The sequence below is a fragment of the Puniceicoccales bacterium genome, assembly GCA_031283585.1.
Taxonomy (GTDB): domain Bacteria; phylum Verrucomicrobiota; class Verrucomicrobiia; order Opitutales; family LL51; genus JAIRTH01.
On sequence record JAITBP010000006.1, the window covers coordinates 69,575 to 94,809 of the forward strand.

General features: G+C 44.3%; 25 protein-coding genes and 1 tRNA gene. 7 read left to right on the forward strand and 19 right to left on the reverse strand.

The annotated features are described in order from the left end of the window. The 19 genes from LBB20_01700 to sctD form a co-directional block, all read right to left on the reverse strand. On the reverse strand, positions 1-1,344 hold the full coding sequence (locus LBB20_01700) for a hypothetical protein (protein ID MDR2735538.1): 1,344 nt from the start codon (positions 1,342-1,344) through the stop codon (positions 1-3). Next, the gene (rpoN, locus tag LBB20_01705) at positions 1,341-2,615 is read right to left on the reverse strand and encodes an RNA polymerase factor sigma-54 (GenBank protein ID MDR2735539.1); all 1,275 of its coding nucleotides are present in this window, start codon (positions 2,613-2,615) and stop codon (positions 1,341-1,343) included. Before rpoN ends, LBB20_01700 begins: the two co-directional genes overlap by 4 nt. Positions 2,616-2,622: 7 nt before the next feature. Then, positions 2,623-3,549: a Gfo/Idh/MocA family oxidoreductase gene (locus LBB20_01710; protein MDR2735540.1), complete on the reverse strand. Its 927-nt coding sequence runs from the start codon at positions 3,547-3,549 to the stop codon at positions 2,623-2,625. After that, the gene (gene serS / locus LBB20_01715; protein MDR2735541.1) at positions 3,546-4,820 is read right to left on the reverse strand and encodes a serine--tRNA ligase; all 1,275 of its coding nucleotides are present in this window, start codon (positions 4,818-4,820) and stop codon (positions 3,546-3,548) included. Before serS ends, LBB20_01710 begins: the two co-directional genes overlap by 4 nt. A 1-nt stretch (position 4,821) precedes the next feature. Continuing rightward, entirely contained in the window at positions 4,822-6,153 is a 1,332-nt protein-coding gene (gene rmuC / locus LBB20_01720) for a DNA recombination protein RmuC (protein ID MDR2735542.1), read from the reverse strand. A 4-nt stretch (positions 6,154-6,157) separates the two neighbouring features. Further along, positions 6,158-7,207 carry a UDP-3-O-(3-hydroxymyristoyl)glucosamine N-acyltransferase gene (gene lpxD / locus LBB20_01725; protein ID MDR2735543.1) on the reverse strand — a complete coding sequence of 350 codons (1,050 nt, stop codon included), beginning with the start codon at positions 7,205-7,207 and terminating at the stop codon, positions 6,158-6,160. A gap of 75 nt (positions 7,208-7,282) precedes the next feature. Beyond that, a tRNA-Tyr gene (locus tag LBB20_01730) sits at positions 7,283-7,369 on the reverse strand. A gap of 75 nt (positions 7,370-7,444) precedes the next feature. After that, complete coding sequence (gene alr / locus LBB20_01735; GenBank protein ID MDR2735544.1) at positions 7,445-8,554, reverse strand: alanine racemase; 1,110 nt, start codon at positions 8,552-8,554, stop codon at positions 7,445-7,447. Between the two features lie 115 nt (positions 8,555-8,669). Then, positions 8,670-9,914 (reverse strand): hypothetical protein, encoded by a 1,245-nt coding sequence (locus LBB20_01740; protein ID MDR2735545.1) that lies wholly within the window; start codon positions 9,912-9,914, stop codon positions 8,670-8,672. Positions 9,915-9,920: 6 nt separating this feature from the next. After that, the gene (locus tag LBB20_01745; GenBank protein ID MDR2735546.1) at positions 9,921-10,397 is read right to left on the reverse strand and encodes a type III secretion protein; all 477 of its coding nucleotides are present in this window, start codon (positions 10,395-10,397) and stop codon (positions 9,921-9,923) included. A gap of 13 nt (positions 10,398-10,410) precedes the next feature. Further along, positions 10,411-11,745, reverse strand: coding sequence for a type III secretion system ATPase SctN (gene sctN, locus LBB20_01750; protein MDR2735547.1), 1,335 nt, complete (start codon positions 11,743-11,745; stop codon positions 10,411-10,413). A 74-nt stretch (positions 11,746-11,819) separates the two neighbouring features. After that, on the reverse strand, positions 11,820-12,623 hold the full coding sequence (locus LBB20_01755; GenBank protein ID MDR2735548.1) for an HrpE/YscL family type III secretion apparatus protein: 804 nt from the start codon (positions 12,621-12,623) through the stop codon (positions 11,820-11,822). Positions 12,624-12,625: 2 nt separating this feature from the next. Continuing rightward, the gene (locus LBB20_01760) at positions 12,626-13,315 is read right to left on the reverse strand and encodes a SctK family type III secretion system sorting platform protein (protein MDR2735549.1); all 690 of its coding nucleotides are present in this window, start codon (positions 13,313-13,315) and stop codon (positions 12,626-12,628) included. Between the two features lie 17 nt (positions 13,316-13,332). Then, positions 13,333-14,175 (reverse strand): type III secretion inner membrane ring lipoprotein SctJ, encoded by an 843-nt coding sequence (gene sctJ / locus LBB20_01765; protein ID MDR2735550.1) that lies wholly within the window; start codon positions 14,173-14,175, stop codon positions 13,333-13,335. Between the two features lie 131 nt (positions 14,176-14,306). Beyond that, complete coding sequence (locus LBB20_01770) at positions 14,307-14,771, reverse strand: hypothetical protein (protein ID MDR2735551.1); 465 nt, start codon at positions 14,769-14,771, stop codon at positions 14,307-14,309. A 15-nt stretch (positions 14,772-14,786) separates the two neighbouring features. Then, positions 14,787-15,233 carry an HrpB1 family type III secretion system apparatus protein gene (locus tag LBB20_01775; protein ID MDR2735552.1) on the reverse strand — a complete coding sequence of 149 codons (447 nt, stop codon included), beginning with the start codon at positions 15,231-15,233 and terminating at the stop codon, positions 14,787-14,789. Between the two features lie 17 nt (positions 15,234-15,250). Further along, complete coding sequence (locus tag LBB20_01780) at positions 15,251-15,577, reverse strand: hypothetical protein (protein MDR2735553.1); 327 nt, start codon at positions 15,575-15,577, stop codon at positions 15,251-15,253. Positions 15,578-15,631: 54 nt separating this feature from the next. Beyond that, a complete protein-coding gene (locus LBB20_01785) occupies positions 15,632-15,850 on the reverse strand; it encodes a hypothetical protein (GenBank protein MDR2735554.1) in 219 nt (72 codons plus the stop codon). Between the two features lie 207 nt (positions 15,851-16,057). Beyond that, positions 16,058-17,383 (reverse strand): type III secretion system inner membrane ring subunit SctD, encoded by a 1,326-nt coding sequence (gene sctD / locus LBB20_01790; protein ID MDR2735555.1) that lies wholly within the window; start codon positions 17,381-17,383, stop codon positions 16,058-16,060. Between the two features lie 132 nt (positions 17,384-17,515). Between sctD and LBB20_01795 the strand changes: the two genes are divergently transcribed. The 7 genes from LBB20_01795 to tsf all read left to right on the forward strand — a co-directional run bounded on the left by LBB20_01795 (position 17,516) and on the right by tsf (position 25,220). Then, positions 17,516-18,874 (forward strand): hypothetical protein, encoded by a 1,359-nt coding sequence (locus tag LBB20_01795; GenBank protein ID MDR2735556.1) that lies wholly within the window; start codon positions 17,516-17,518, stop codon positions 18,872-18,874. Positions 18,875-18,883: 9 nt separating this feature from the next. Next, positions 18,884-19,267 (forward strand): hypothetical protein, encoded by a 384-nt coding sequence (locus LBB20_01800; protein MDR2735557.1) that lies wholly within the window; start codon positions 18,884-18,886, stop codon positions 19,265-19,267. A 2-nt stretch (positions 19,268-19,269) separates the two neighbouring features. Then, a complete protein-coding gene (locus LBB20_01805; GenBank protein MDR2735558.1) occupies positions 19,270-19,710 on the forward strand; it encodes a hypothetical protein in 441 nt (146 codons plus the stop codon). An 84-nt stretch (positions 19,711-19,794) separates the two neighbouring features. Continuing rightward, positions 19,795-20,910, forward strand: coding sequence for an LptF/LptG family permease (locus LBB20_01810; GenBank protein ID MDR2735559.1), 1,116 nt, complete (start codon positions 19,795-19,797; stop codon positions 20,908-20,910). 75 nt (positions 20,911-20,985) lie between these two features. Continuing rightward, positions 20,986-23,559, forward strand: coding sequence for a leucine--tRNA ligase (leuS, locus tag LBB20_01815; GenBank protein ID MDR2735560.1), 2,574 nt, complete (start codon positions 20,986-20,988; stop codon positions 23,557-23,559). Positions 23,560-23,665: 106 nt separating this feature from the next. Then, a complete protein-coding gene (gene rpsB, locus LBB20_01820) occupies positions 23,666-24,604 on the forward strand; it encodes a 30S ribosomal protein S2 (protein ID MDR2735561.1) in 939 nt (312 codons plus the stop codon). A gap of 25 nt (positions 24,605-24,629) precedes the next feature. Further along, positions 24,630-25,220, forward strand: a complete 591-nt coding sequence (gene tsf, locus LBB20_01825; protein MDR2735562.1) for a translation elongation factor Ts — start codon at positions 24,630-24,632, stop codon at positions 25,218-25,220. The last annotated feature ends 15 nt before the right edge of the window (positions 25,221-25,235 follow it).

Genomic DNA, 25,235 nt, shown 5'->3' on the forward strand with positions numbered 1-25,235 from the left:
TTAGTATTCTATGTCCATGCTAGGCAATAGATTCCATAACTCATAAAAATTGCTGCCCTTGAGGAATATGGTATTGGTAGCCAGGGTTGCAATGGTTTTAGCAGCGGCGGCTGTGTCCCTAAAAACGTAAATATTTTCGCATTTTGAGTTAGATTTTATTATACCTTCCATCACCGCATCGGCATAGGCTCCTATCAATACTACCAGATCTTTTTCGTCTGGTAAGATGTTTTGTCCAAGCGAGTTATGTAACTCATAGGATCTGTCACCCAGCTCAAGCATTGAGCCGATAATAAAGGTTCGGCCCGGTTCCCGAAACATGTTTTTGAAATTTGAAATGGCGTCCATCATCGAAGCGGGATTGGCATTATAGCAATCCAAATAGACAGTCTTTTCGCCTGACCGGATGATTTCACCACGCATTTTCGACGGTTTCCAGTTGCCCAGCCGGGCCTCCAGCAGAGCACGATCTATTCCGGCCTTCCGGGCCAAAAATATACCTAGGACGCAATTCCTCATCTGGCCATGGCTCATCGATGGCAGGGCGTAAAATTCTTCGCCAAATTCGCTGGAGTGGACCATAACACCATCCTCCAGTTGGCCATAGGTAACGTAATTCTCTGCGACCTTGCCATCACTCACAACGATGCTACTGCTTTCTATCTCCTTGAATGGCTTGAAGTTAAGGCATTCCTCCGGAAAGATTGCCAGGCCACCATTATTCAATGCCCGGGTCAACATTTTTGATTTTTCTTCGGCAATCTTTTCCATCGAACCGAACCGAGAGGCATGGACAGGGGTTAGACCGGTCACCACACCCAGGGTTGGGTTCAGAACATCGAGAATTTCATCCATTTCACCTGGCCGGTCAACACCACACTCAATCAATCCTATGTCATTGTCTTCGTTTAGCTTACTGAGCATCAATGGGACACCAAGCGTGTTATTCAGGTTGGCAACCGTGGCCATGGCCCGGGGCCCAAAAAGCAGGCGCATCAGATCCTTGGTGGAAGTTTTGCCGTAGCTACCGGTCAAGCCAACGATCGGACCGCGAAAGTCATTCCTGTGGGCTTTCACAATCCTACGGAACGCGGCTAGCACTTCATCGACCAGCAGCTGAGGAATGCTAACTCCTTCCACCACACGGCTTACGATAGCACAACCTGCTCCATTACGCTCGGCATCAGCCAAGAAATCGTGGCCATCCCGGACAGCGTTTATTGCCAGAAAACACTCGCCTGGCTTGATGGTTCTGGAGTCATTTGCCATGGCACTGACGAACATTGGCACATTGGATCCAACCCATTGACCACCAGATAGTTCCGGCCAAAGCTTAGTTTTCATAAAAATTTTCTATGTTGTGCTGGTAAAATCTTCATCGCGTTTCTGTACTTTGTAACCGATCTCCGTGTTAATGCAATCCCCTTCGCATGCAACATGTTACACACTTCCACATCGGACAATGGCCTGGATTTTTCCTCATTGGCAATAATATCGCGGATCAGATCCCGGAGCGCACTGGTGGATAATTCGTTGCCCGGGCCGCCAAGCTTTTTAGAAAAAAAATGTTTCAGACAAAACAGACCACGAGGTGACTGCAGGTATTTTTCCTTTATGGCCCGGCTCGCCGTGGATTGATGAACCGAGATAGTACTGGCTAAGTCCTTGAGCCTAAATGGCTTCAACTGACCTGAGCCTTCGAAAAATTCCAGCTGGGTATCCAGCAAAAGTCTTGCAATTTTCATCAACAGATCGCCTCGCCGATTCAACGCATTCATCAGGATTTTTGCACCCATGCTGTTCTGGGAAAAAAATTTTCTATCTGCTTTCCCCAGCTGGTTCTTGCAGATCAACATGGTTTTGTAGCTATCGCTCATCTTTATCTTTGGCAAGTACTTATCGTTCAAATCGATCTGCCATTCACCGTAGACTTTTTTCAATATGATATCCGGAACAACGGCAATCGGTCTTGGCTCGGAAAAAGTTTTGGCCGGCCGAAAATTTAACATCCTAAGCCTTGCGATCAAAGACCTTAACACCACGTGGTCGATCGCCATTGCCCTCTCTATCTTGCTATACCTATGCCTGAGCAAATCCTCAAAATGCCGGGACACCAGGACGGTCAATCTAACATCACTGCCCTTTATTTGGCCCAGAAGACATTCCTTAATGCCTTTAGAACCAAGACCTTCAGGGTCAAGTGACCTAAGTAAATCCCTGACTCTTGTCACATCCGCCGCCGTAACTCCAAGCTCCGAAGCCAACAGCTCATCGGATTCCACCACAAACCCATTTTCGTCCATGCGTCCGAGCAAAAACAATAAAATTGACTTGTCTTTGCCATCCACATCTGCTATTTGGGCCAAAATATGCTCTTCCAAGGTCCTCTCTGCCTCGATGGAGTCCAGGTCGTAATCACCGGAGGATGTTGCATAACCATATGCCGTAAAACTACTACTGACACCTTCATCGACCAGTTCGAGCATTGGGTTGGACCGGATTTCTTCTAGCAAAACCCTGCGTAACTCAGCCACCGGCATCTGAAGAATTTTCAGCGATCGGAGCAAGGCCGGCGACATTTTTTGCTTTTGCCTTTGCGCCTGCTCCTGGCTCAAATTTAGGTTAAAGTCCAAAAGCCTGAATTTTATTGGTGATTTCTATGGCAACTTCCAGCGCATGGTAGCCAAGGCTAACATCGACCTTTGGCGTCTCATGACAGGCAACACATTTCATAAACGATTCTAGCTCAAGCTGTAATGGTTCATCCTTCGCTATTGGCACAATCTCTTTTTCCAGGCCAAGCTGGGTTTTCCTGAACATATGGCCGGCTTGATTCATAAAATCCAACGAAATATACGTATTTTCCTGAAAAATTCTGATTTCGCGCACTTTTTTTTCGCTCACGCGACTGGCATTTATGTTTGCAACACAACCGTTTTCGAACCTCAGCCTGGCATTGGAAATATCCTCGCTGGCCGACAGAACCTTTACGCCGACGGCATCGATTTTTTCTATCTTTGAATGGACTAGTTCGAGAATAACACCCAGATCATGTATCATAAGATCCAGAACAACACCAACTTCCGAACCCCTTGCCGTGTATGGCGCCAGTCGATCTGCGGTTATAAACATCGGGTTCTTGGCTGTCTTGCATAAAAACTCCATTACGGGGTTATAATGTTCTATATGACCGACTTGTATCACACTATCATTTTTTTTTGCCGCCGACAGTATCAACGATGCTTCCTCTAGTGATGAACATAACGGCTTCTCTATCAACAGATGACAGTTTTTGTTCAACAGTTCGAGGGCCACCTCGCAATGCTTATCGGTGGGCACGACCACACTCACCGCATCACAGGCCTCACCCAGGGCTTCAACCGATGGGAAAATTTCACAACCATAGAGTTTTGCAATTTTTTTTGCCTGGCCGCTGTGCACATCACATATGCCAACTAACTCACAGCCACTCAACGAATTATATATCCTCGCATGGTGTTGTCCAAGGTGACCAACCCCAACAACACCACATCTAAGCTTAGGAATCATTTCTTGCGCCCTAGCATATCCTGATTGATCCAATGTTTCAATACACTGGGAATTCTAACCCGGCCATCCTGCTGTATGTTGTTCTCTAGCAACGCTGCAAGCACTCGCGGTACGGCCAGACCAGAGCCATTGAGCGTATGGACAAATTCCAATTTGCCGGACTCCTTTGATCTAAACCTTATGCCTGCGCGTCTGGCCTGAAAATCAGTAAAATTGCTGCAACTAGACACCTCAAGCCACCGCTTCTGGCCACCGGCAAAAACCTCCAGGTCATACTGTTTGCTGTGGGAAAACCCGATGTCACCGGTACATATGGACAGCACCCGGTAGGGCAGCTCAAGTTTTTGCAATAGACCCTCAGCATCAGCCCTAAGCTTTTCCAACTCCTCAAAACTATTGTTTGGGTTTGCCCACTTTACCAGCTCAACCTTATCGAACTGATGAAGCCGATTCAGACCGCGCACATCCTTTCCCCAGCTACCGGCTTCCCGCCGAAAACAAGGTGTGTAGGCACAGCGACATACCGGCAGCTCCCCCTCGTTAAATATCTCATTTCTGAAAAAATTCGTAACCGGCACCTCGGCGGTGGGAACGCAGTAATAGTCATCGGCCGCGGTATGATACATTTGTCCTTCTTTATCAGGCAGTTGCCCTGTAGCCATTGCGCTATCGGCATTTACCAAAATCGGCGGCATGAGTTCAACATATCCGTTTTTTCTCGCCTCATCCAGGAAAAACGAGATCAGGGCCCGAACCAGCCGGGCCATATCGCCCAGGTAAAACGGGAACCCAGAGCCTGTAACCTTCACACCTCTAGGTAGATCCAGGTACTCACCAAACCAATGGATATCATAGTGTGGCAGGGCAAATTTTGATATTTTTTCCAGGTCACCCCAGCTATAGACCAGCTGATTTTCGGTCTCATTTTTTCCCACCGGAACGGACTGATGTGGAACGTTAGGTATGCTCAAATACAATGACTTCCAGGACTCGTCAAGTTTTTTAAATTCCCCATCAAGCTTCACTATCCTATCGGAAAGCAACCTCAACTCGGTTACTTTTTCACAAAACTCGATGGACCCTTTTTCCAACTTTGCCATGCTATCATTGGCTGCATTTTGCATTGCCCGCAGATCCTCTATTTCAGTCAACATCTCTCTGCGCCTTTTATCAATTGCGATAAACCCGTCCACATCGCATCTGAATTTTTTCTTCAAAACAGCTGCCTTTACTTCCTCGTGGCACTCACGTATATATTTTAAATCCAACATGTTACAATACCTCTAATTTTTTAATTATTATCGTTTTTCTATTTTTTACACCAAGTCTTCGCAAATCCTCACATTGAGAAATTAGGCCACCATTGCCACTTATTTTTGGTAAAATTTTTGTAGCAAACTGATCATTGACCTTCAGGAACATCCTGTTCAAATCATCCAGGGCTTCAAATAATCCGACGCATTTGTCATATAGCCGGCCTCCACGCTCGGCAATTTCCCTGGCATTTTCATTCTGCTTTTCCACCTGCCACATGGATTTTATGAGCCGCAGAGTAAGAAATAATGTGGACGGATACACAGGCACAACTCCTTTATCTCTAGCATATTGCGCAATATCTCGACCGCCAAGTTGACCGGACTGAGCCTCGTTAAAATAGGCGGCTGTCACATAGGCCGACTCAATCGGTATAAACATCAACAGAAATGGACAAATATCAACATTGCCAATAATGTTATGGTACTTTGTTATCTCATCGATATGTTTTTTAATCGAGGTCCTGTGCTCGTTTAGGGCCCTGGTCTTCTCATCATCATTCGCCGCATTGACGAACCTTTCATAGGCGGAAAGCGACACCTTCGAGTCTATCAGGACCCACTGATTTTGTGGCAGCCTCACCATGAAATCTGGCTTCGCCACTGCATCATTTAGCCTCAGATTCATACCCGTTCCCTGGCACACAAAATCACCAGACTGCTTCGATAGTCCGGCGCCTTCAAGTAAATTTTCCAACTGAATTTCACCAAAATTACCCTGAATTTTTGAATCACATCGCAGTGCATTGGTGAGATTTGAGGCCTCGGTCTGCATCTTTTCCACATTCTCAAATAACACCCTAAGCTGACAGGCCAACTCGGTCCTTGACTTTGATTCCGGCAGAAAAATATCCCGTTTGAACGAATCGAATTCGGCCTTTATTTTCTCCACCAGGCCACCGACTTCCCGGCTGGTTTCCTCAGAAAATTTCGACTTTTTTGCCTCGAGGATCTCCTGGGACAAATTGCTAAGCTCAATCTTAAGTCGTTCTTTCCCTTCCTCTATCTGGGCCTTGGTCACCTCGAGCGCCGTGTTTCTATTACCTAGCTCCAATATCTGCCTCCGAAGCTCTACCAGCTCCATCGATTGCATTTCGATTTGCCGTTCGGCAGAGGTAAATTTTCCCTGTAGCTCAGATTTTTGCCTAAGATATTCGTCTTTTTCACTGGTTATTTGCACTAAACTCTTTTCCATGGCCCGGACCTGAGCACCACATCTAGTCCAACTAACCAGGCAAATAATCACCACCGAGACCAATGCCACAAACAAGAATCCAAGCAATAAAACCATGTGTCTAACTATTTTTCAATGAACGCTCCAAGGCCTCAACTTTTTCTATAAATTTTGGTAGCCTTTTGATGGCCGACATTTGCCTCACGAAATCATCATACTTTCTGGCCGGAGAGCCAAATATAACGCACTCATCTTCAATATCTTTTGTCACGCCAGACTGGGCACAAATCCTGACACCATCACCGATATCCAGATGGCCAGCAATTCCAACCTGACCACCAAGCACCACGTGATTTCCTAGCCTTGTACTGCCGGCGATTCCAGCCTGGGCAACAATCATACACCCGGCGCCAACCTGCACATTATGGGCTATCTGGACCAGGTTGTCTATTTTAGTGCCCTTTCCGATGATGGTCGACGCAAACCTAGCCCTGTCTATGGTAGTGTTAGCGCCAATTTCCACCTGGTCCTCGATTACCACGTTGCCTATATGGGAAATTTTTCTATGTTCTCCGTCTATTGTTTCGTAACCAAATCCATCTGAACCAATTACCGCACCAGAATTTATTTTTACATCTCTGCCAATTTTGGAACAGGGCATTATTGTAACATTCGGTGCCAGAATTGTGTTCTCGCCTATTTCAGTGTCGTAGCCTATAAATGTCCCGGCACCTATAACCACCCTGTCTGCGATTGTAACGCCTTCTTCTATAACAACTCTTGGGCCAATAGACAGAAAATTTCCTAGCTTCACCGACCGATGGATAACGGCGGTTCTATCAATGCCATGGACAAAATTTTTGGACAAAATTTCCTCAATTTTTGCACAAAGTAACCCCAGCGCATAGGATGGATTGGCGCAGAGGAGAAACGCCTGATTTTCTCCTGGAGGTAATTTTATGCTTATGCCATCGTCACGGGGAACCAAAACTATTGACGCCGATGTGTGTTGCAAATCAACCAAATGGTCTTTGTTCCTACAAAATGATATGTCCCCTGGCTCAGCTTCCCTCAGCTGCGATACCCTATGGACATCACCCAGAAAACGTCCTATAACTCCTTCTGGTTCAACAATCGCAACAACCTCATTCAATGAAAATTTCCATTTCATAGATCAACGGGAATTCTTTTAATATGGTGGCCCAATGTCAATGGTGATAACAAACATAAAATACCCTAACTATCGTGGTGGTGAGGGAGCGATTCGAACGCTCGAAGAGCGAAGCTCGACAGATTTACAGTCTGCACCCTTTAGCCACTTGGATACCTCACCGATGGGTGCCAGAACTAGGACTACAATCTCGTTTGGCAAGAATTTTTTGTCTTGTTTTGTTTTGTTTTGATCACCTCATCGTTTGTAAACCCGCTCAACTCTACCTGATATGGCACACAGACTTTCTCTTATTATTCGCCGACCAGCTTTACTGAATTCGTTGACAGTTATGCACCTGGCTCCGTCGCTACCTATCCATAGCACCGTATCGCCCGGCCTTGGCCCGGGGCAATTAGCCAAACAGATAGTTGTCTGATCCATCGACACCCTTCCTATAACCTGGCAAACACTACCATTGACCAGGCAATGGCCCCTGTTGATGAAACTAACAGGGATTCCATCGGCATAGCCACAGGCAACCACACCAATTTTTGTGTCACTTGTTGTCCTATAGCTGCCGTCATAACCAATTTTCACGCCCTTTGGTATATTTTTTACAAGTACCAGCTTGCTTTTAAAGCTCAGCACAGGCCTAATGCCAAGTCTATCTAGCTCTTGGACAATATCATCCGGCGCAATTCCATACTGCATGGCACCGACTCTGACGCAGTTACAGATATCATCGACCCTGGAATCTTTGATGGCAAAGCTACTGCTTTCATGGATTTTCAATTCTTCGGTTGGCCAATCAAACTGTCTCAGCCAATTTCTAAAGTTTTTGCGTTGCAGCTCGGTATAGGCATTATCGCTACCAAGACAGGACAAATGTGTAGCCAGACCACCGATTTTTATTTGACTGCTATGGCATAGCCTGCGTAGCTCATCACTGTTGTTCTCATGCCAGAACCCAGACCGGCCCATGCCCGTATCAATCTTCAGATGAATCTCAGCTACCTTTTCCAGGGCCTTCGCCGTGGCAACCAGCTGGGTTAGCTCATCACAGCTGGACACTAAAGGCACAAACCCATTGGCCACCACAGAATTGATCTCTTCTGACAACAGCGGACCCAGTATAAGTATCTTCTTTCCCTGGGAATAGTCCTTTATAGCCATGGCCTCGTTGAGGTTGGCAACGGCAAAAGCGTCGACCAAGTCCACCGAACTCTTAACCAACTCCTGGGCACCGCAACCATAGGCATTTGCCTTGACAACAGATATGTATCCCATGCCCTTTGGCAGACTTTTCTTTATGATTACTATATTATCGCGAAACCTAGTTAAATCGATTTCAATCCAACAACGCATATTGCCAAAACTTCCCTGTTTTAGCACATAGCATTCAAAGAAATTGTTTGCAAGAAAATTAAAACAACATCTGTTACGTTTAATTAACAACTATCTCCGGCACAACAACATCCAATCATTTGCCAAAATTGTCATCATCCTCGGGTTTTTCATACTGTCTTTGATTTTTCGAACGGCCATCACCGCTGGTCCACCTGGCTTGACTATCGTCTTTTAGTTTAATTTCCACGTGGCTTATTTCCTTTAGGTTGTCCATCAGGTGCTGCCTGAGCTCACCCTGCCTTCCCATTAGGAAAAACGCTGACTCAGAAACCGTCGTGTTAAATTGCACGCTCAATTTTGTACCATCTTTAGATATTAAAATTTCTGTACCAGGCAGTATGGCATTGCTCAGTCGCACTCGTACCTCCTGTTTGGCATCCAGAGCGGCATGGGAAACCAGAATGCGGGAAACGATTTCCGAACTGATTTTGGCCAGGCGTTCTGCCGAAGACTTTAACGATGCCGATTCATCGATCCGGTCCGGAATCGCCTTGTCCATCAATTGGCTGGGCATATCACTGGAAACACTACCACCGGTCTGGATCAGAACCGCCTCGTCCTCCACCTGGCCAGGCACATCAGTGGAGACATCGCCATCGACCTGGATCGGAATCACACTGTCCTCCGACTGGCTTGGCATGTCCCGGGAAACACGACCATCGACCCGGATCGGAGCCGCCCTGTCCTCCGGCTGGCTTGGCATGGCCCGGGAGACACTACCACCGGTCTGGATCGGAACCGCCTCGCCCTCAGGCTGGCTTGGCATATCAGTGGAGACATCGCCATCGACCTGGATCGGAATCACACTGTCCTCCGACTGGCTTGGCATATCAGTGGAGACATCGCCATCGACCTGGATCGGAGCCGCCTTGTCCTCCGGCTGGGTTGGTATGGTCCGGGAAACACTACCATCGACCCGGATTGGAACCGCCCTGTCCTCCGGCTGGCCGGATGTTGTCATAGAGGTTCTTAGCATCCCAGGCTCAACTAAACCTAATTTGGATTGTTCATTCTCTGGTGCATATTCGTCCTCATAGTCATCAGGCAGATCGGAATCATCGGCTCGCTCCTCAGCCAGCTTCGGCCTTTTATTAGAGAGACCGTTCTCGCTATCATCGACCTGATCTTTATCGTCGATACCCAAATCGACCGATGATTTCGATTTCTTTTTATCATCACTCTCGCCTAAAATTTTTTTGAAAGTTCCCACCTCTTCCTGGGGTGGATAACTCAATTTAGTCGAATCAAAAGAATCATTATCAACGTTCAGGGTGTTAACACCATGGTTTTCCACATTTATTTTAATATTTTCATTCATAGCTATCTATTCCAAACTTTTTACTTTAACATCTTCCATTTCAATGTCTGCTTGACGCTCTTCTTCTTTTTTTACCTCTTCTCTCCATTTGTCTTTCAACGATTCTACCTTGTCGATATTACGATTGGCCTGGATCAATTCTTCTCTCCTTTTTTCCAGATTTTCTTTGGCCTTTTGGCACATTACCATCGCATCCTCGACTCGTTTTTCATACTCAAAAACTTTGTTTTGAAGCTCTTTTATGGCTAGGTGCAGAGCATCAACGGAATTTTTCTTGATACTTTTTTTTAAAACTTGTTTATATAACCTGTTAGTCTCATTTATTACGAATAACTTGTAGTCCTCCAATTCCTGCTTAGCTTTGGCCAGGGCCTGTTCGGCTTCTCTGAGCAATTTCTGGGCCTGGGTAAGGTTCTTCTCCGCTCGATCCTTACGAATTTCTCTTACTTTCAGTAAATCATCTAGCTCATATTTCTTTGCCATACAATAACTTGGATTACAATCCAACCACCTGCTTTAGTTTTGCCACCGTCTCATCGAAAGTATTTGTCTCCTTCAGGCCCTGCTTAAGAAATGAATTCACCGCATCGATTCTATCGATGGCTTCGTCGGTGACCGCATCGGACCCTCGTTTATACTCACCTATACGTACCAACAATTCCACCTCGTTATATTTGGCCAGGATGGTTCGCAGTTTTCCTGCAGCGGCCTTGTGATCATCGGGGACGATGGCCGACATACAACGGCTTATGCTTGCCAAAATATCTATGGCCGGATAGTGATTTGCCGAACCCAATTTTCTGGACAAAACTATGTGGCCATCCAGGATTGACCTGGTTTCATCAGCCACCGGTTCGGTCATATCATCTCCTTCCACCAGCACCGTGTAGAGAGCAGTTATCGAACCCTTTGAGGACTGGCCAGCCCTTTCCATCAACTTTGGAAGCGTGGCAAAAACCGACGGAGGAAACCCTCTTCTGGTCGGTGGTTCGCCGGCGGCTAACCCTATTTCACGCTGGGCTCTGGCGAAACGTGTGGCCGAATCCATCATCAACAAAACTTTTTTATTTTTATCTCGGAAATATTCGGCTATGGCTGTGGCCACATATGCAGCTTTAAGTCGTTCCATTGCAGAACGGTCTGACGTAGCAATCACCAATATTGATCGCTTCATACCTTCTTCGCCCAGGTCCTTTTCGATGAATTCCCTGACCTCACGACCACGTTCGCCGATCAGCGCAAGCACATTCACCTCTGCCTCGGTATTTCTGATTATCTGAGCCAACAACGTACTTTTACCGCCGCCGGCAGCAGCAAAGATACCAAGCCGCTGGCCTTCGCCACAGGTGAGTAGGCCATCCATGGCTCTAACCCCTAGCGAAAGTGGCTTTGATATTGGTGCTCGCGACATTGGATGGGGCGGATCATGATAAACCGGATAAAAGGTCTCTGGTTCAAATTTTCCACGGACTTTGTCCTCCGACGCGTGGCCTAGTCCATCCACAATACGACCCACAAGATCGTCACCCACAGGGACCATGTGCACATCTCCGGTGGGAATTACCTCGGTTGAAGACGAAACACCATTGATTTCGCCGAGCGGAGTCAGGATTGCTGCCTGTTTATCAAAGCCAACAACTTCGGCATAGAGCTCGGTTTTCTCCCAGGGATTTTTTAAAATGCACAGCTCTCCAATTTTTACATTGGGAACAACAGCTTTCATAATGGTGCCAACAACCTGCAAGACCTTGCCCTTCATCTTGAAGGTCGTGGATTCCTCTATGTTTTGGTCGATGATCGAAGCAATGTTTCGACCATTGGCTGTCTCCATATCGCCGATAATCTCATCGGTTGACTTGCCATCGGATTTATACTCAAGATCCTCGGTATCCATCCTAACCCCTATTACTTCAATGCCTTGGTGATGGCTTTCGTTATTGCGTCCAACTGAACATCTAAACTGGCATCGACCACACCAATTTCAGTTTCAAGCACACAGGTACCTTTTTTCAGCCGCGAATCCGCGCTTACCTCTAGGTACTCTATGCCTCCGCTGTCCTTCAGAATTTCATCCAGCCGACTTCTTATGGTTTGTGCTTCAGCCGCAGATACTTTCAGTACAGCACTCTTTTGGTTTTTGATATTTTTAATGGCATTTTTCACGACATTTGTGATCAAATCCTTCTGATCGATTTCACCAATTATTCGCTGAACGGCCTTGCTGACGACTCCCACAATCTCGCTCTCAAATTTTTTAAAATTGTCAGCATTCTTGACAACAATTTCCGTCATCCGATTCACAACCTCTTGCTTACCGCTGGCATAGCCATCATCACGGCCTTTCCTGGCCTCTTCCTCATAGCGAGCCTTCGCCGAGACAAGTATCTCATTTTGTTTTGAAATGGCATCGTCGATTATCTTTCTGGCCTTGGCATTACCCTCTTCCACCAACACCCTAACCTTCTCATTGGCTTCATCTATCAGTTTATCACTGCGGGAGTTGGCTTCACTGATAAGCTTGGCAGCCCGGTCATTGGCCTCGGCAATCAGCCTGTCGCTCTCGGCATTGGCTTGGTTTATAACCCCAGCGCTGATACCATTTGCTATTTCCATCGCTTCGTTTATGGAAACAATGGTAGTATATTCCTCGGCCCTAAGAATTTTAGACTCGGGCATCAGCTGCAACCCTTCATTTTTTATAACAAACATAGCTATCCCTTCATCAGTATTGGCACACGGATTTTGTCACCAGGCAGATAATTAAGTATTTTTTTTGTAAACCTCCAACATTCATCGGCCAATGAATCCTCTTTGGAAAAATCCCAGACCTCGGTTTTGGGAAATTTTAGGACAAATTTTCGACCCAAATCCTCAGGAACCATTGTCAAACAGGCCGATATCACAAATTTTCCTGCCTTGACGATTTTATCGTAAATACTTCCTGAAAAGGCCGGTAATGCCAATGAATCTATCTGCGATTTCTTGAACAATAAATCTGCACTCCTTATGGAAAAATTATAGGCTGGGCCGATTTGGTCTTTCAGCTGCTTCAACTCATCGTGAACCACGATCTTCTTCACCTCATCGGCATAGATTGCGGCACCTATGTAATTCACTAGAAAGTAAATATCATCCCGTGTAAGTAAACACAGACCATAGCGCTGTTCGGAAAAATCCCCATACCATTTGCCCAGATTAAGACGTTTCGAGACATAGGCACTGATGGCTCTCCTGGTGCGTGGATTTTTTGCCAACGGCAGCATAATTGTTTTTTCACAGTCCAGTTCTGCCAGATAATCGTCATGAATGTGACTGACCACGTTATCATTGAAATCACAGATCTCAGAAAAAGCCTTCGCATCTTCCTTTATAGTATTTCGAATATAATCCAACGAACTCATCTAAATACACATAAAATTCATTCAATCTTTTCGACCTCATTACTGGATTCATCTTCGGTGGATGATTTAGGCTCGGTTTCTTCGCCCTTATGTAGGTTAACATTTTGATAGATCATTACGGATATTATTATCAAAAGAACCAGGATTACGGCGGCAAAAATACCAAAAATTACGTAAAGTTGTGACTTGGAAGACGATAGTATTTCCAGACCAGCCACATTGACCATGCTTGCACCGGCACTCTGGGTTTGAGGCAGCGCAGGCAATTGAACCGGGAACAATGCCACAGAAACCTTATCATAATCAAGACCTTCTATGCTATTCGCCACCAAATACTTTATCTCTCGGACATATTCCTCCACCGTCGAGTCCGGCCTATAGGATATGAAAACCGCCGCCGAAGCAGGTGTTACTTTTTCCGTATAGGGATCATTTTCTGGCAAAACTATGTGAACTTTTGCATCTATTACCCCAGGTATCTGATTTATCGTTGCAGATACACTTTCACCCAGGGCATACATGAACCGCACTCTTTCCTCCAGCGGAGATGAAACCAACCCTGCTTTTTTAAAAACATCTCCAACGGTCTCAAATTTTGTTCTGGGATAACCCTTTGAGGTTAAAATCTCGATGGCCAGCGAAAACCTATCTTTGTCGATAATGATATTGCATGCATTTTCCTTACCAACAACCTTGTTTACACTGAAGCCATATTGTTGTAAAATCGAGATCATCTCATTGGCTTCTTTTTCCTTCAGGCCAGAATATAATACAGCTTTACCGCAGCCAGCTAGTAACAGCGATAGGCCTAGCATGCACAACAATGAAAATTTATCAAATATAGAATTAGACTTTCCCATAACACCCCAAGTAGCTTCTATTCATAATATAAAAAAAAACGGCCCAGTCAAATAACAAAAATTTGACAATTAGATTATATAAAGCAAGTCGACGTCGTTGAGCCCAACGGATACAAAACGCTACTGGATCATTACTGGTTGCGCATCAACGTCTGCCCGATATTATTCATCTTATCGACAGCCTTCGAAGAAAGCTCATTCATATAGCTTAATTGCATAACTTCAAACTGCAGCTGCATTAGATCTGCACTGCTTAGGTCACTACCTTTTGAAGTAATAGACTTGATGTTGTTTTCGATCTGCATATATTGGTCTCTAACGTTCTGGACAGTCTGAATAATATTGTCACCGGGCGTTGTATTGACCTTTAAATTAGGATCCAAAGCAGCCTGCTGCTGCAAAATGTCTTGGGTTTGTATCTTTAGCAGATCAGTCGCATTTAAATTGTCCAATTGGAGCCCGTTTTCAAATTGCATTCTCTCCAAGTCAGACACTGCACTCACATTCGACTGAATATTACCTAGGTTTGCCTGATTTGGCAACCCATCATTTACACCTTTGGCGAATTGTCCGGCACTAATTGGATCTATTGACATAATATTACCCTCGGGTTAATTGATTAGTTTTTTATTGTCAGAATCCGACAGGATACTCTTGGCAAGGGTAACCGCATCCTCATCTGAATTGTTCTTTATAACTTCATTTAAAACTATTTCTGACTCATGGTTCGATCCGATTTGCTTTAAAAGTAGACCAAAAAAAGCTTTGGCTAGCTGGCTATCTGGATTTATCTTGGTCACGGTTTCGGTGAGTATTTTCGATGCCTCTGAAATACGTCCAAAGGTTATTTTTACCACGGCAAGACCGATTAGTGGTAATTCGCTGGATGGTCTGGCGGCAATCAAAGCGTCAAAAATGCTTTCCGCATGGGATTTAAGGCCACATCCAGCGGCCACATAACCAATGTCCATTAGCATACGGATAATATCCGTTGGAATATCTGGATATTCCAGCTTGTCATCCGCTGCATCGGCAGAAACTGTTCGTGATGTATCCAAAAAAATATACCTTACTGTTAACGTATGTTTTGGGTGATTTTTGACAATGTATCACCGATCGAACGCACAATACCAGTAGAAGTGGCAGAAATCGTTCCCCAGGTTTGGACCATCGCCTGTAATTCCAACAGGACACCCTGATCAATTTCCGACGCTGCTTGACCTTTTATGCTTCCCAGCGAATCCTTAAGAGATTTCTCATAGTCCATCATATAGGTAGAAAGTAACTTATAAATATTAAGAATACTTACTTTATTTGTTGGGGCACTTGTTTTGTTACCTATACCTTCCTGCGAAGGTTCAGGAGTGTGCCATCTAGTTCCTGCTCCATCAAAATCTGACATAATTTTTCTCCTTGTTTATTGTTAGTTGTTAATGTTAAAGAAAATTGTTATTATTTATTTAAAATTATTGACTACCTCCTGGGCTTTCTCCAGGGCTATTTTAACCTTGTTATATACATTGAAGTCGGCGGTGAGCAGATCTGAGTTAAGTTTTTTGGTAAGTTCTAATCTGTATTCCGATAGCCTGGCCAGCAAAGATTTTCTATAGTTACCGGTTGAATCACCTAGTAACTGGCGTTCCATCTCCACGATTGTCACCCTATCCCTATCCATTTTAAAATCACCTTCGTTTTATGTTTAACCAGGTTTTTTATTTTTTACAATTGTAAAAATTTTCTTCCTGTTAGCAACAATTTAATTACTTAAAAACACAGATCTCTCGGAATATTTACGTCCATCACCTATGGTTATCAACTCCAAGTCGTTACTGTTATACATGATGCTGTTAACCGTCGCGCTCTCTCTCCATCCATTTCAAAATCACATCTGTTCCACATTGACCGTAATACTTCCATCCGGCCCTTTTATTATTATAGAATCTTTTTCTATGTTAGAAATAATGTAACCACTTGGAAGCACAGATCCTTCGAAATATTTACGTCCATCACGCATGTTTATCCACTCCAAGCCGTCCTTGTTATATACGATACTGTCAATCTTTCCTCCGAAATATTTTTCTACACCAATACCGGTATCCGTGGACATTTTTACGGAAAAAACGATTTCAGAGCCAATGGTGATAGTTTTTTCTATCTCTTCCTTTGCCACGATCCAGTTATTTTTATCTCGCTCAGTGAGCACGCCATCGATTGTAACACAATCCCTGTTACAGGAAAACCTGAGCTTTTCACCCAATGAATACTTTTTCAGCACTTCATTACCCAATTTTAATACTTTTGTCTGGGTAAGTACATTGTCCACAAAATTCTCAAGACCTTTTACCTCTTCGGCTAACCTGTGTTTCATCCTATCCCAAACCACCGGATCGAACACGTAGCCAGAGACGACAAATTTACCCGGAGCAGTCTCTTCAAATTTTACGGTTAAATTAGCTCCTCTTAAAATTTCATTCACCGTATTGCCTATTTTTTCACCGCTATACACCTTCACCTTTACGTTAGGATCCACCGTATGGACTTCGGCTTTAATTCTGGTTGACTGAGCAATCAGGCTAACATAACCGGTTACATAAATGCTTCCATCTTTCAATCTATTTACATTGGTTGTCCCTGGAATATTTAGACTATTGATCTTGTTTTTTATTTCAACCACCGGATCTACGGCCACCTCAATCTGGTTTTTCTTGGTCAATTTAAAGCCAATGAACACAACACCGGCCGCTGCCGTCAATGGGATAAAAAATCGCCAAAACAGTGGCAACTTTTTTTTATGCAATCCCCTGGTCGGTTCCTTCTTAGCTTTAGCAACGGCACTATCCGTTGTCTCTTCTTTTTTATCTTCAATGTGATCAAGCACCGGTGCACTATCCAAAGAAATTTTGCTCCATCCCTCATCGGCTTCAGGGCCTACCATCAGCTGGGTTGTGCCTAATGTTATGAACTTAAAGATCCCGCCGGCGGTTTTTCCTTCGACCAGATGGCCATCCATGAACACATTGCCATTCATTGGTTCCAATTCAAACCCGGAGCCATCGGCCTTCGTAATCTTTACGTGTTTGTCGACCACAAGAGCATCATTTAGTATCAAATCACACGACTCGTCGGAGCCTACAACTATGGATTCATCTGGTAATGCAACCTCTGCACCTTGGTGTGGCCCGGATAAAATTTTTAGCAATAATGCCATGACAGAACTTGTCTATGATATTTTTTTTATAGATTTGTTCAAGCACAAGGGCTCGGTAAAATTATTTTTTTTTTACATATGCCTGTTTTTATTGCCAAAAATTGCAATTTCAACAGTATTCAGAATGGGATTGTGGAAACTAATTCGATATCTTTGGCAACAACCATAGACGGCCAGGTTGGAATCGATAGAGTAATCGGCTCCTACCAGGGCCAGGAGGTTAAACTGCACGAAAAGACATTGTCGGCCATAGAATTAGCCGACAGGATGGATGACTTCGTTGCTGCGAAAATAAGACCAAGAACCTCGATCAAAGATAGAAAAATTGAGACAAAAAAGAAAATAAAAGAGAAGGAAAAAATTCTTTCCAAGGTAATCAACCGTCTCGGTGGATTTCAAAATGCCGATAAATACAAAAATTTCGAATCGACGGTCCGGCGAATGATGAATCGATCACTTCTGGAAGAAGACGCTAAAAAATCCGAAGGCCCGATCCACGATATTATATTAAAACAGGCAGCCAACGATTTCGGAGAGGTCACAGAGCAGGACAACGTCATTCAGTATGCTTTTGAAGCCGAAGAACTTGAGCAATTTTCAGCCGAATCCGAGCTAAGGCAGGTCGAGAAAATGCAAAAGCGACTGGAGGGCAGGACAGACTCTTTTGCTGTCCAAAAGAAGCAGGAACTGGGCGAACAGGTAAACTCTATTAAAGCCAGCATAAATTCATCAAAACTCTTTCAGGAAGAACTAAATATAGCCCAGGCAAAGCTGAACAAGCACCACGGCAAAGAGATCAAGGATGGGTATAATATAATTCCAAAGGCTGCCGAGCTCTTGAAAGAACAGCAGTTAAATGGTCAGGACAACGAGCTGAGTCCGACCGCATTGGCCGCCGACTATAGGGACGAGGTCCTCAAAATGGACAATCCATTGGATTTATTTGAAAATTTTTACAAAAAACATGAGGGGAGAAAGGAAAATTTCGACAGATACATCGATTCGATGATCGAACTTCTCGGCCGTGACATGGAATCAGCAAACCCTTCTCGCTCAATGGAAGAGCTAAGGGCTGTCCGGGATGGCCTATTCCGTATAGAGATCTCCGGCCAGGCTCACAATGACATCGGAATGCTGGCCGAAAACATCAAAAAAACCTTCCCTTTGTTCGGTGACAAAAAATTCACAATCGACGAGCAACTCGTTGCGACAAGGGAACTAGTAAAAATGACCCAAAGTACTTTTGTTAGTGACACCCAGGTATTAAAATTCATAGAAATCTTTGGCCCAACGCCAGAAAATGACCTGGAAGCCACCATATATGCAATGAATCGAGTTACGGAGCTGGTAAGAAAATTTCCGATGAAATTTTTTAACGATCCCCAGTCGAGAAACCAATTGCTCGATACTGCCCAGCACAAACTCGATGAGCTAATCCTGCTCGAGGAAGAAGCTAATGATGTGGATTTTTTTGAGGAAAGCACACAGTAGGAAACAAAAATGCGGGCAAATGTGGATACAGTTATCGATGAACTCGGTGGGAGAGTTGGATTTAGCAATCTGAAAAAAAATGAGCATGGCGTAGTCCATCTAGAGATCCAGACCATCGGCCATCTGTTTATCGACGCAAAGGATGATTGGGTTTTCACCTACCTGCTGCGTGCCTACAAATTCCCAAATTCCAGGATATACCTGAAGGCCTTGGAATTGTGTAATCCCTATCCTTGTTATCAATTTTCGGTGAATCCGGTCCTGCAGAACGATGACATGCTTGGATTTGCAATCAAACACAGCTGCAATGATTTTACTATTGGAAAGTTAGAGGACTCGATTAAACTACTGTCCGGATTGCAGGATAGGCTTATGATTTTTGATGGAGCGTAAAAATGGCGGAAGATTTTAATAAAAAACCTGTTAAAAAACAAAAAAGCGATTTGGAAGAAAATTTTGAGATGGATTTCGGGCTAACCGGAATAACCAAAGGTTCGGATTTCAATAAACGTATGCGGTTGCCAGCCACAAGTAGCTTCGACCCAAGCGAAGGCAAGATCGAGGTCAAGCTTTCTAAGGTATTGAGTGTAAAGACACTCGACGGCGTACTCATCCAGCTGTTGAGGCCAGACGTTACGAACCGGAGCATTCTCACACCCACGCAGTTTCGTAGCAAAATTAACGAACTAAGGACAGTTTTTAAGCAAAAAAAAGAATCCACCGGTAAAAATATTACGGCCCCGGAACTATACGATGATATAGAACATCTACTCACAGAAGAAGAAGAGAAATGTGAACTACTTGATCACTATCGACATATGTTACTCATGGGCTAGCCCCTAGGTTTTATGGATGGTGCGCACCCAGGTCCTTAAAAAAATGTTTATTAACTGGCGGATTTTGTTTATCTCCTGGTCATTGTGATTAAGGTCGCTGATCGCTATATTTTTTTCCAATGGCTCAAGTTTTTTCTGATATTTTTTTGCCTGACCATGGCAATCCTAATTTTTGAAGATTCCTACAAAAATCTTGGAGACTTAATCAAGTATGACATTGGCCCAAAAGATCTTGTAGACTATTATACTCTGCTATTAACAACCCTGTTGCCCATTGGTGTACCGGCCTCGTTATTTCTATCTATCCTGTTCTTGATCAGTATGTTACAAAAAAACAACGAGCTAATTGCCCTGGGCTGTACCGGAGTCAGCCTGTGGAGAATATCCAGACCTCTATGGATGGTAGGCCTATTGCTATCGCTGTTCATGTTATACATAAACACCCTGTCATCACCGGCGGCCTTCGAAGACCTGTGTAATTTTAGAGAGAAACTACGGTTCACCCAGGATGCCAAGAATCTAAGTTTTGATGATATAGGCGTTGTCCGGAACCTTACCCTATTCAGCAAAAATAAGGATATGCTATTATATATCAATAGATTCAGCAAATATTCGCGCAATGCCTTCGGCATCTCGGTGCACTACTATGATAGTGACATGGAAACGCGCAGGATCATGGCAGGCCAGGGGAGCTTCGATGAATCCAATCGCTGCTGGACCCTATCGGATTGCCGGGAAATTATTTTTGATAAAAAAACCGGCATTCCAATGTCAAATAAACCACACAAGCAGATTATAGTAAACGAATTAAAAGACAGTCCCAGAACATTATTACTGCTGAAAAAAGGTCTGAAAACCCTGTCATTTTTTGAGCTTAAGGACGCCATTTCTCACTGCCAGAATAACCACATGGATAGACTCCAGGCCTATCTCGTAAGATACTACAGCGCAATCTCTTCTGCATTCTGTTGTCTTGCCATAGTCGCCATGAGTGTGCCGTTTGTTACCTGCCTAATGCGTACCAATCCGTCCGTGGCCATAGCCAAAGGCACCGGACTATTTTTCCTGTTCTATATAGTAAACAGTCTTGGAACTGTTTTGGGCAGCAGTAATACAGTTAATCCATTGCTAGCAGCATGGTTAGGTAACCTAATGATCGCTCTGTTGGCCATCATATTTTTTAAAAAGTCGATGATATAAATTGGTGATTTTTTGTAATTAAACTTGTTTTTTTTCCAAAAAAATTGAAGCTTCGGCGGATTTTCACCTATGGCGATGGCAACAAATAGTACCGAATACAGATTCACCGAAATCGAACCCTATTGGCAGAACTATTGGTATAATAATGGAATTTTTACAGCCAAAACCGACGATTCATTGAAAAAATTCTATGTGCTAGACATGTTCCCCTATCCCTCCGGCACCGGCCTGCACATAGGTCATCCCGAAGGCTATACCGCATCAGACATAGTGGCCAGATTTAAAAAGGCTAACGGGTTCAATGTGTTACATCCTATGGGCTGGGACGCATTCGGATTACCAGCGGAGCAGCATGCCATCGCCACCGGCCAACATCCGGCCATAAACACCAAGGCAAATGTGGATAATTTTCGAAGACAAATAAAAGCCCTCGGATTTGCCATAGACTGGGAACGGGAAATAAATACCACCGACGACGGCTATGTAAAATGGACCCAGTGGATATTTTTACAATTATTTAAACATGGCCTGGCCTATGTGGCCGAAAAGCCGGTCTGGTGGTGCCCGGAACTTAAATCGGTCCTCGCAAACGAAGAAATCATCGACGGGAAATCCGAACGTGGCAACCATTATGTCGAACGCAAGAACATGCGCCAGTGGGTGTTAAGAATCACAGCCTATGCCGATAAATTGCTGGAAGGGCTGGAAAATATCGATTGGCCAGACTCGACAAAACGCCAGCAAATCGCCTGGATCGGCAAATCAAAGGGCGCAGAAATAGACTTCGAAATAGACGGCTATGACGATAAACTGCCAGTCTTTACCACCAGGGCAGACACCATTTTCGGTGTAACATTTCTAGTGGTGTCACCGGAGCATCCCATTCTGAACAAAATAGTTAAAGAACCATATAAAAAATCCATCGATGACTACATCAGCCAGGCCAAGACCAAAAGTGATCTGGAACGGACGGATTTGGCCAAGGACAAAACCGGAGTTTTCTCCGGGTCCTACGCAATAAATCCGATCAATAACAAAAAAATCCCCATATGGATTTCAGACTACGTGCTGATGTCCTACGGCACCGGCGCGATAATGGCCGTGCCGGCCCAGGACTCCAGAGACTATGAATTCGCCAAAAAATTTGGCCTGGACATAATACAAGTCATTTCCAATGAAGATGATAACACAGAGATTCCCTTCTGCATCGAAGGTAAGCTTATAAACTCAGGCCGATACTCGGGACTAAAATCCGCAGTGGCAAGATCAAAAATTATAGATGATCTCGTACAGCTGAAAAAAGGAAGGGAAACCGTCAACTACAGGCTTAGAGACTGGCTATTTTCCAGGCAGAGATACTGGGGCGAGCCGGTCCCGATTCTATGGGTAAATAAAGAAGCCTACGAAAGAATTTCGTCCAGTGACACCAGCAGTTTGAAAGAATTTTTACCACAAAAACCAATCACATTTGAAAAAAATGGCGAAACACTATTTGCCATACCTCTGGCTTCAAAACATCTGCCGCTAAAACTCCCGGCGGTCCCGTCCTATCTGCCTTCCGACGACGGCGAAAGCCCACTTTCCAAAGCTAAAGACTGGCTCGACGTATATATAGATAGAGAAACCTGCGAAATAGTTTCCAAACAGGATGTGAATTCGACCGACGCCCGATTCCTAAAAGCCAGACGAGAAACGAATACCATGCCCCAATGGGCCGGATCCTGTTGGTACTATTTACGTTACCTATCACCGACCCATACAACAAACCTCGTCGATCCCCGGGATGAAAAATACTGGGGTTATCCTGATCTTTACATTGGCGGAGCCGAACATGCGGTGCTCCATCTGCTTTATGCAAGATTTTGGCACAGATTTTTGTACGACATCGGCGTCCTAACCTCAGGCAAAGAGCCTTTCAAAAAACTATTTCATCAGGGAATAATTCTTGGTGAAGATGGAACAAAGATGTCAAAAAGCCGCGGAAATGTTATAAACCCTGACGAAATAATTTCACGCTACGGCGCCGACTCTCTACGGCTCTATGAAATGTTCCTTGGCCCACTGGATGCCATGAAACCCTGGAACACAACCGGCATCGAAGGTGTCCATCGGTTTCTGAAAAAAGTTTGGAGGGAATATATCCGGAGCGATGGCCAGCTGATTCAATTCAAAGCCACTGATAGCCAAGAAATTACAAATCTTCTGAACCATACCATAAAAAAAGTAACCGATGACCTGGAGGCGTTGCATTTCAACACCGCCATCTCCCAGATGATGATATTTATAAATAGCCTAGGCAAAAGTGATGGTATGACGCTGGAAACAGCTAAAACTTTCCTAAAATTACTCGCACCGTTCGCCCCACATTTCAGCGAAGAGCTCTGGGCCAGACTAGGCGAACAAACCAGCATATACTTCGCCCAGTGGCCGACCTACGAAGACATTTCAACAAAAACCGATAGCTATAAGCTAATCATACAGATAAATGGAAAAGTCCGAGGGGATATGTTGATCTCCGCCGATGCCACCGAAGAAGACATTTTTTCCTCCATACTGAAGCTAGATAATCTGAAAAAATATCTAATTAATAAAAATATTGTCAAAAAAATATACATCAGGCACAAAATTATGAATATTGTGACAAATTAGCATAATTTTATCATAAAATGCTTGCCTGTCGAAAAATTTTTAACACCACTCTCCAGGGTAAGTCAATATCTATCCAAGGCCCATTTGTTGGGTACGGAGTTTTTGTATGAATGTAACAATCAGTGAGTTATTTGAGGCAGGGGTGCATCTAGGGCACCAGAAGAGACGTTGGAACCCGAAATCAAGGAATTTTGTCTACGATCATAGAAACGGTATCTCTATCATAGATCTGGAAAAGACTCATAAATGTCTGGCCGTCGCCTGTGAATTTTTGGAAGATCTGGCGGCTAGTGGCCAAAATGTTCTGTTCGTTGCAACTAAAAAACAGGCCCAGAGTATTGTCCAGGAAACGGCCAATTCACTGAAGATGCCTTTTTGTGTCAATCGCTGGCTAGGCGGTGGCCTTACCAACTTTGATACGGTTAAGAGGAGCCTGAATAAATATCGACGGTTTCTTGAAATGGAAACCAACGGAACGCTCGGCTCTATGCTAAAAAAGGAAGCTTCGGTGATTCGACGCCAAATGGTTCGCATGCGTAGAAATTTTGAGGGCCTGGTGGAAGTAAACGACCTACCATCGGCCATATTTGTGGTTGACATTAAAATGGAACGCATAGCCGTTGCCGAAGCAAACAAAATAGGCATTCCGGTGATAGCCATAGTGGATACCAATTCGGATCCGACCCAGGTAGCCTACCCAATCCCAGGTAACGATGATTCGTCGAAATCAATAAAAGTAATCATCGATGCCATTGCAGAATCCATAGCCACTGGCCTGGAAAGATATTCGATAAAAAAGCAAGATATAAAGAAAAATAAAAAAATTATCGAAAAAGACGAAATGATATCCGAGCAATCGGTTGTTATGGATGAACAACTTGCGAAAGCCGCTGAAAATGTTACCATCGCCGACGAGATAGAATCGGCCGACAGAGCAACCGGTAGAACCAAAACCTGGATGCCACACAAGGTTAAAGGCAGCGGTGAAACAAAAACCAAAGAGGTCCTAACAAAAACGGAGTCAAAAGAACCTGAAAAGAAATGAACCCTAAGGAAGGAAAGTCACCCAAATGAACGAAATAAGTGCAAAATTGGTAGGTGAATTGCGCAGTCGCACCGGTGCCGGAATTATCAATTGTAAAAAAGCGCTGGTCGAGACCAACGGTAACATCGAAGAGGCAATCATAGCCCTGCGAAAAAATGGAGCAATTTCTGCTGCTAAAAAAGCCGATCGCCAGACCACCGAAGGCATAATAGAGTCTTATATTCATCACGGCGGCAGAATTGGTGTGCTGCTTGAACTGAACTGCGAAACAGATTTTGTCGCCAGAAACTCTGATTTTAAACAACTTGCCCATGATATATGCATGCATATCGCGGCTTCCAATCCGCTGTTTATCTCAAAAGATGACGTTCCAGAAAACCTAATAGAGAAAGAAAAAGAAATCGCCATGGTCCAGGCCAGCGGTAAGTCTCCGGTTGCCATCGAAAAAATAGTCCACGGCAAAATAGACAAATGGATTAATCAGGTATGTCTGCTCAACCAAAGCTTCATAAAAGACCAGGATAAAACGATTTCAAATCTACTGATCGAATATATTTCAAAAATCGGTGAAAATATAAAAATTAGCAGATTTGTCAGATTCCAACTTGGCGAGTAAGTAATTCGCGTATAT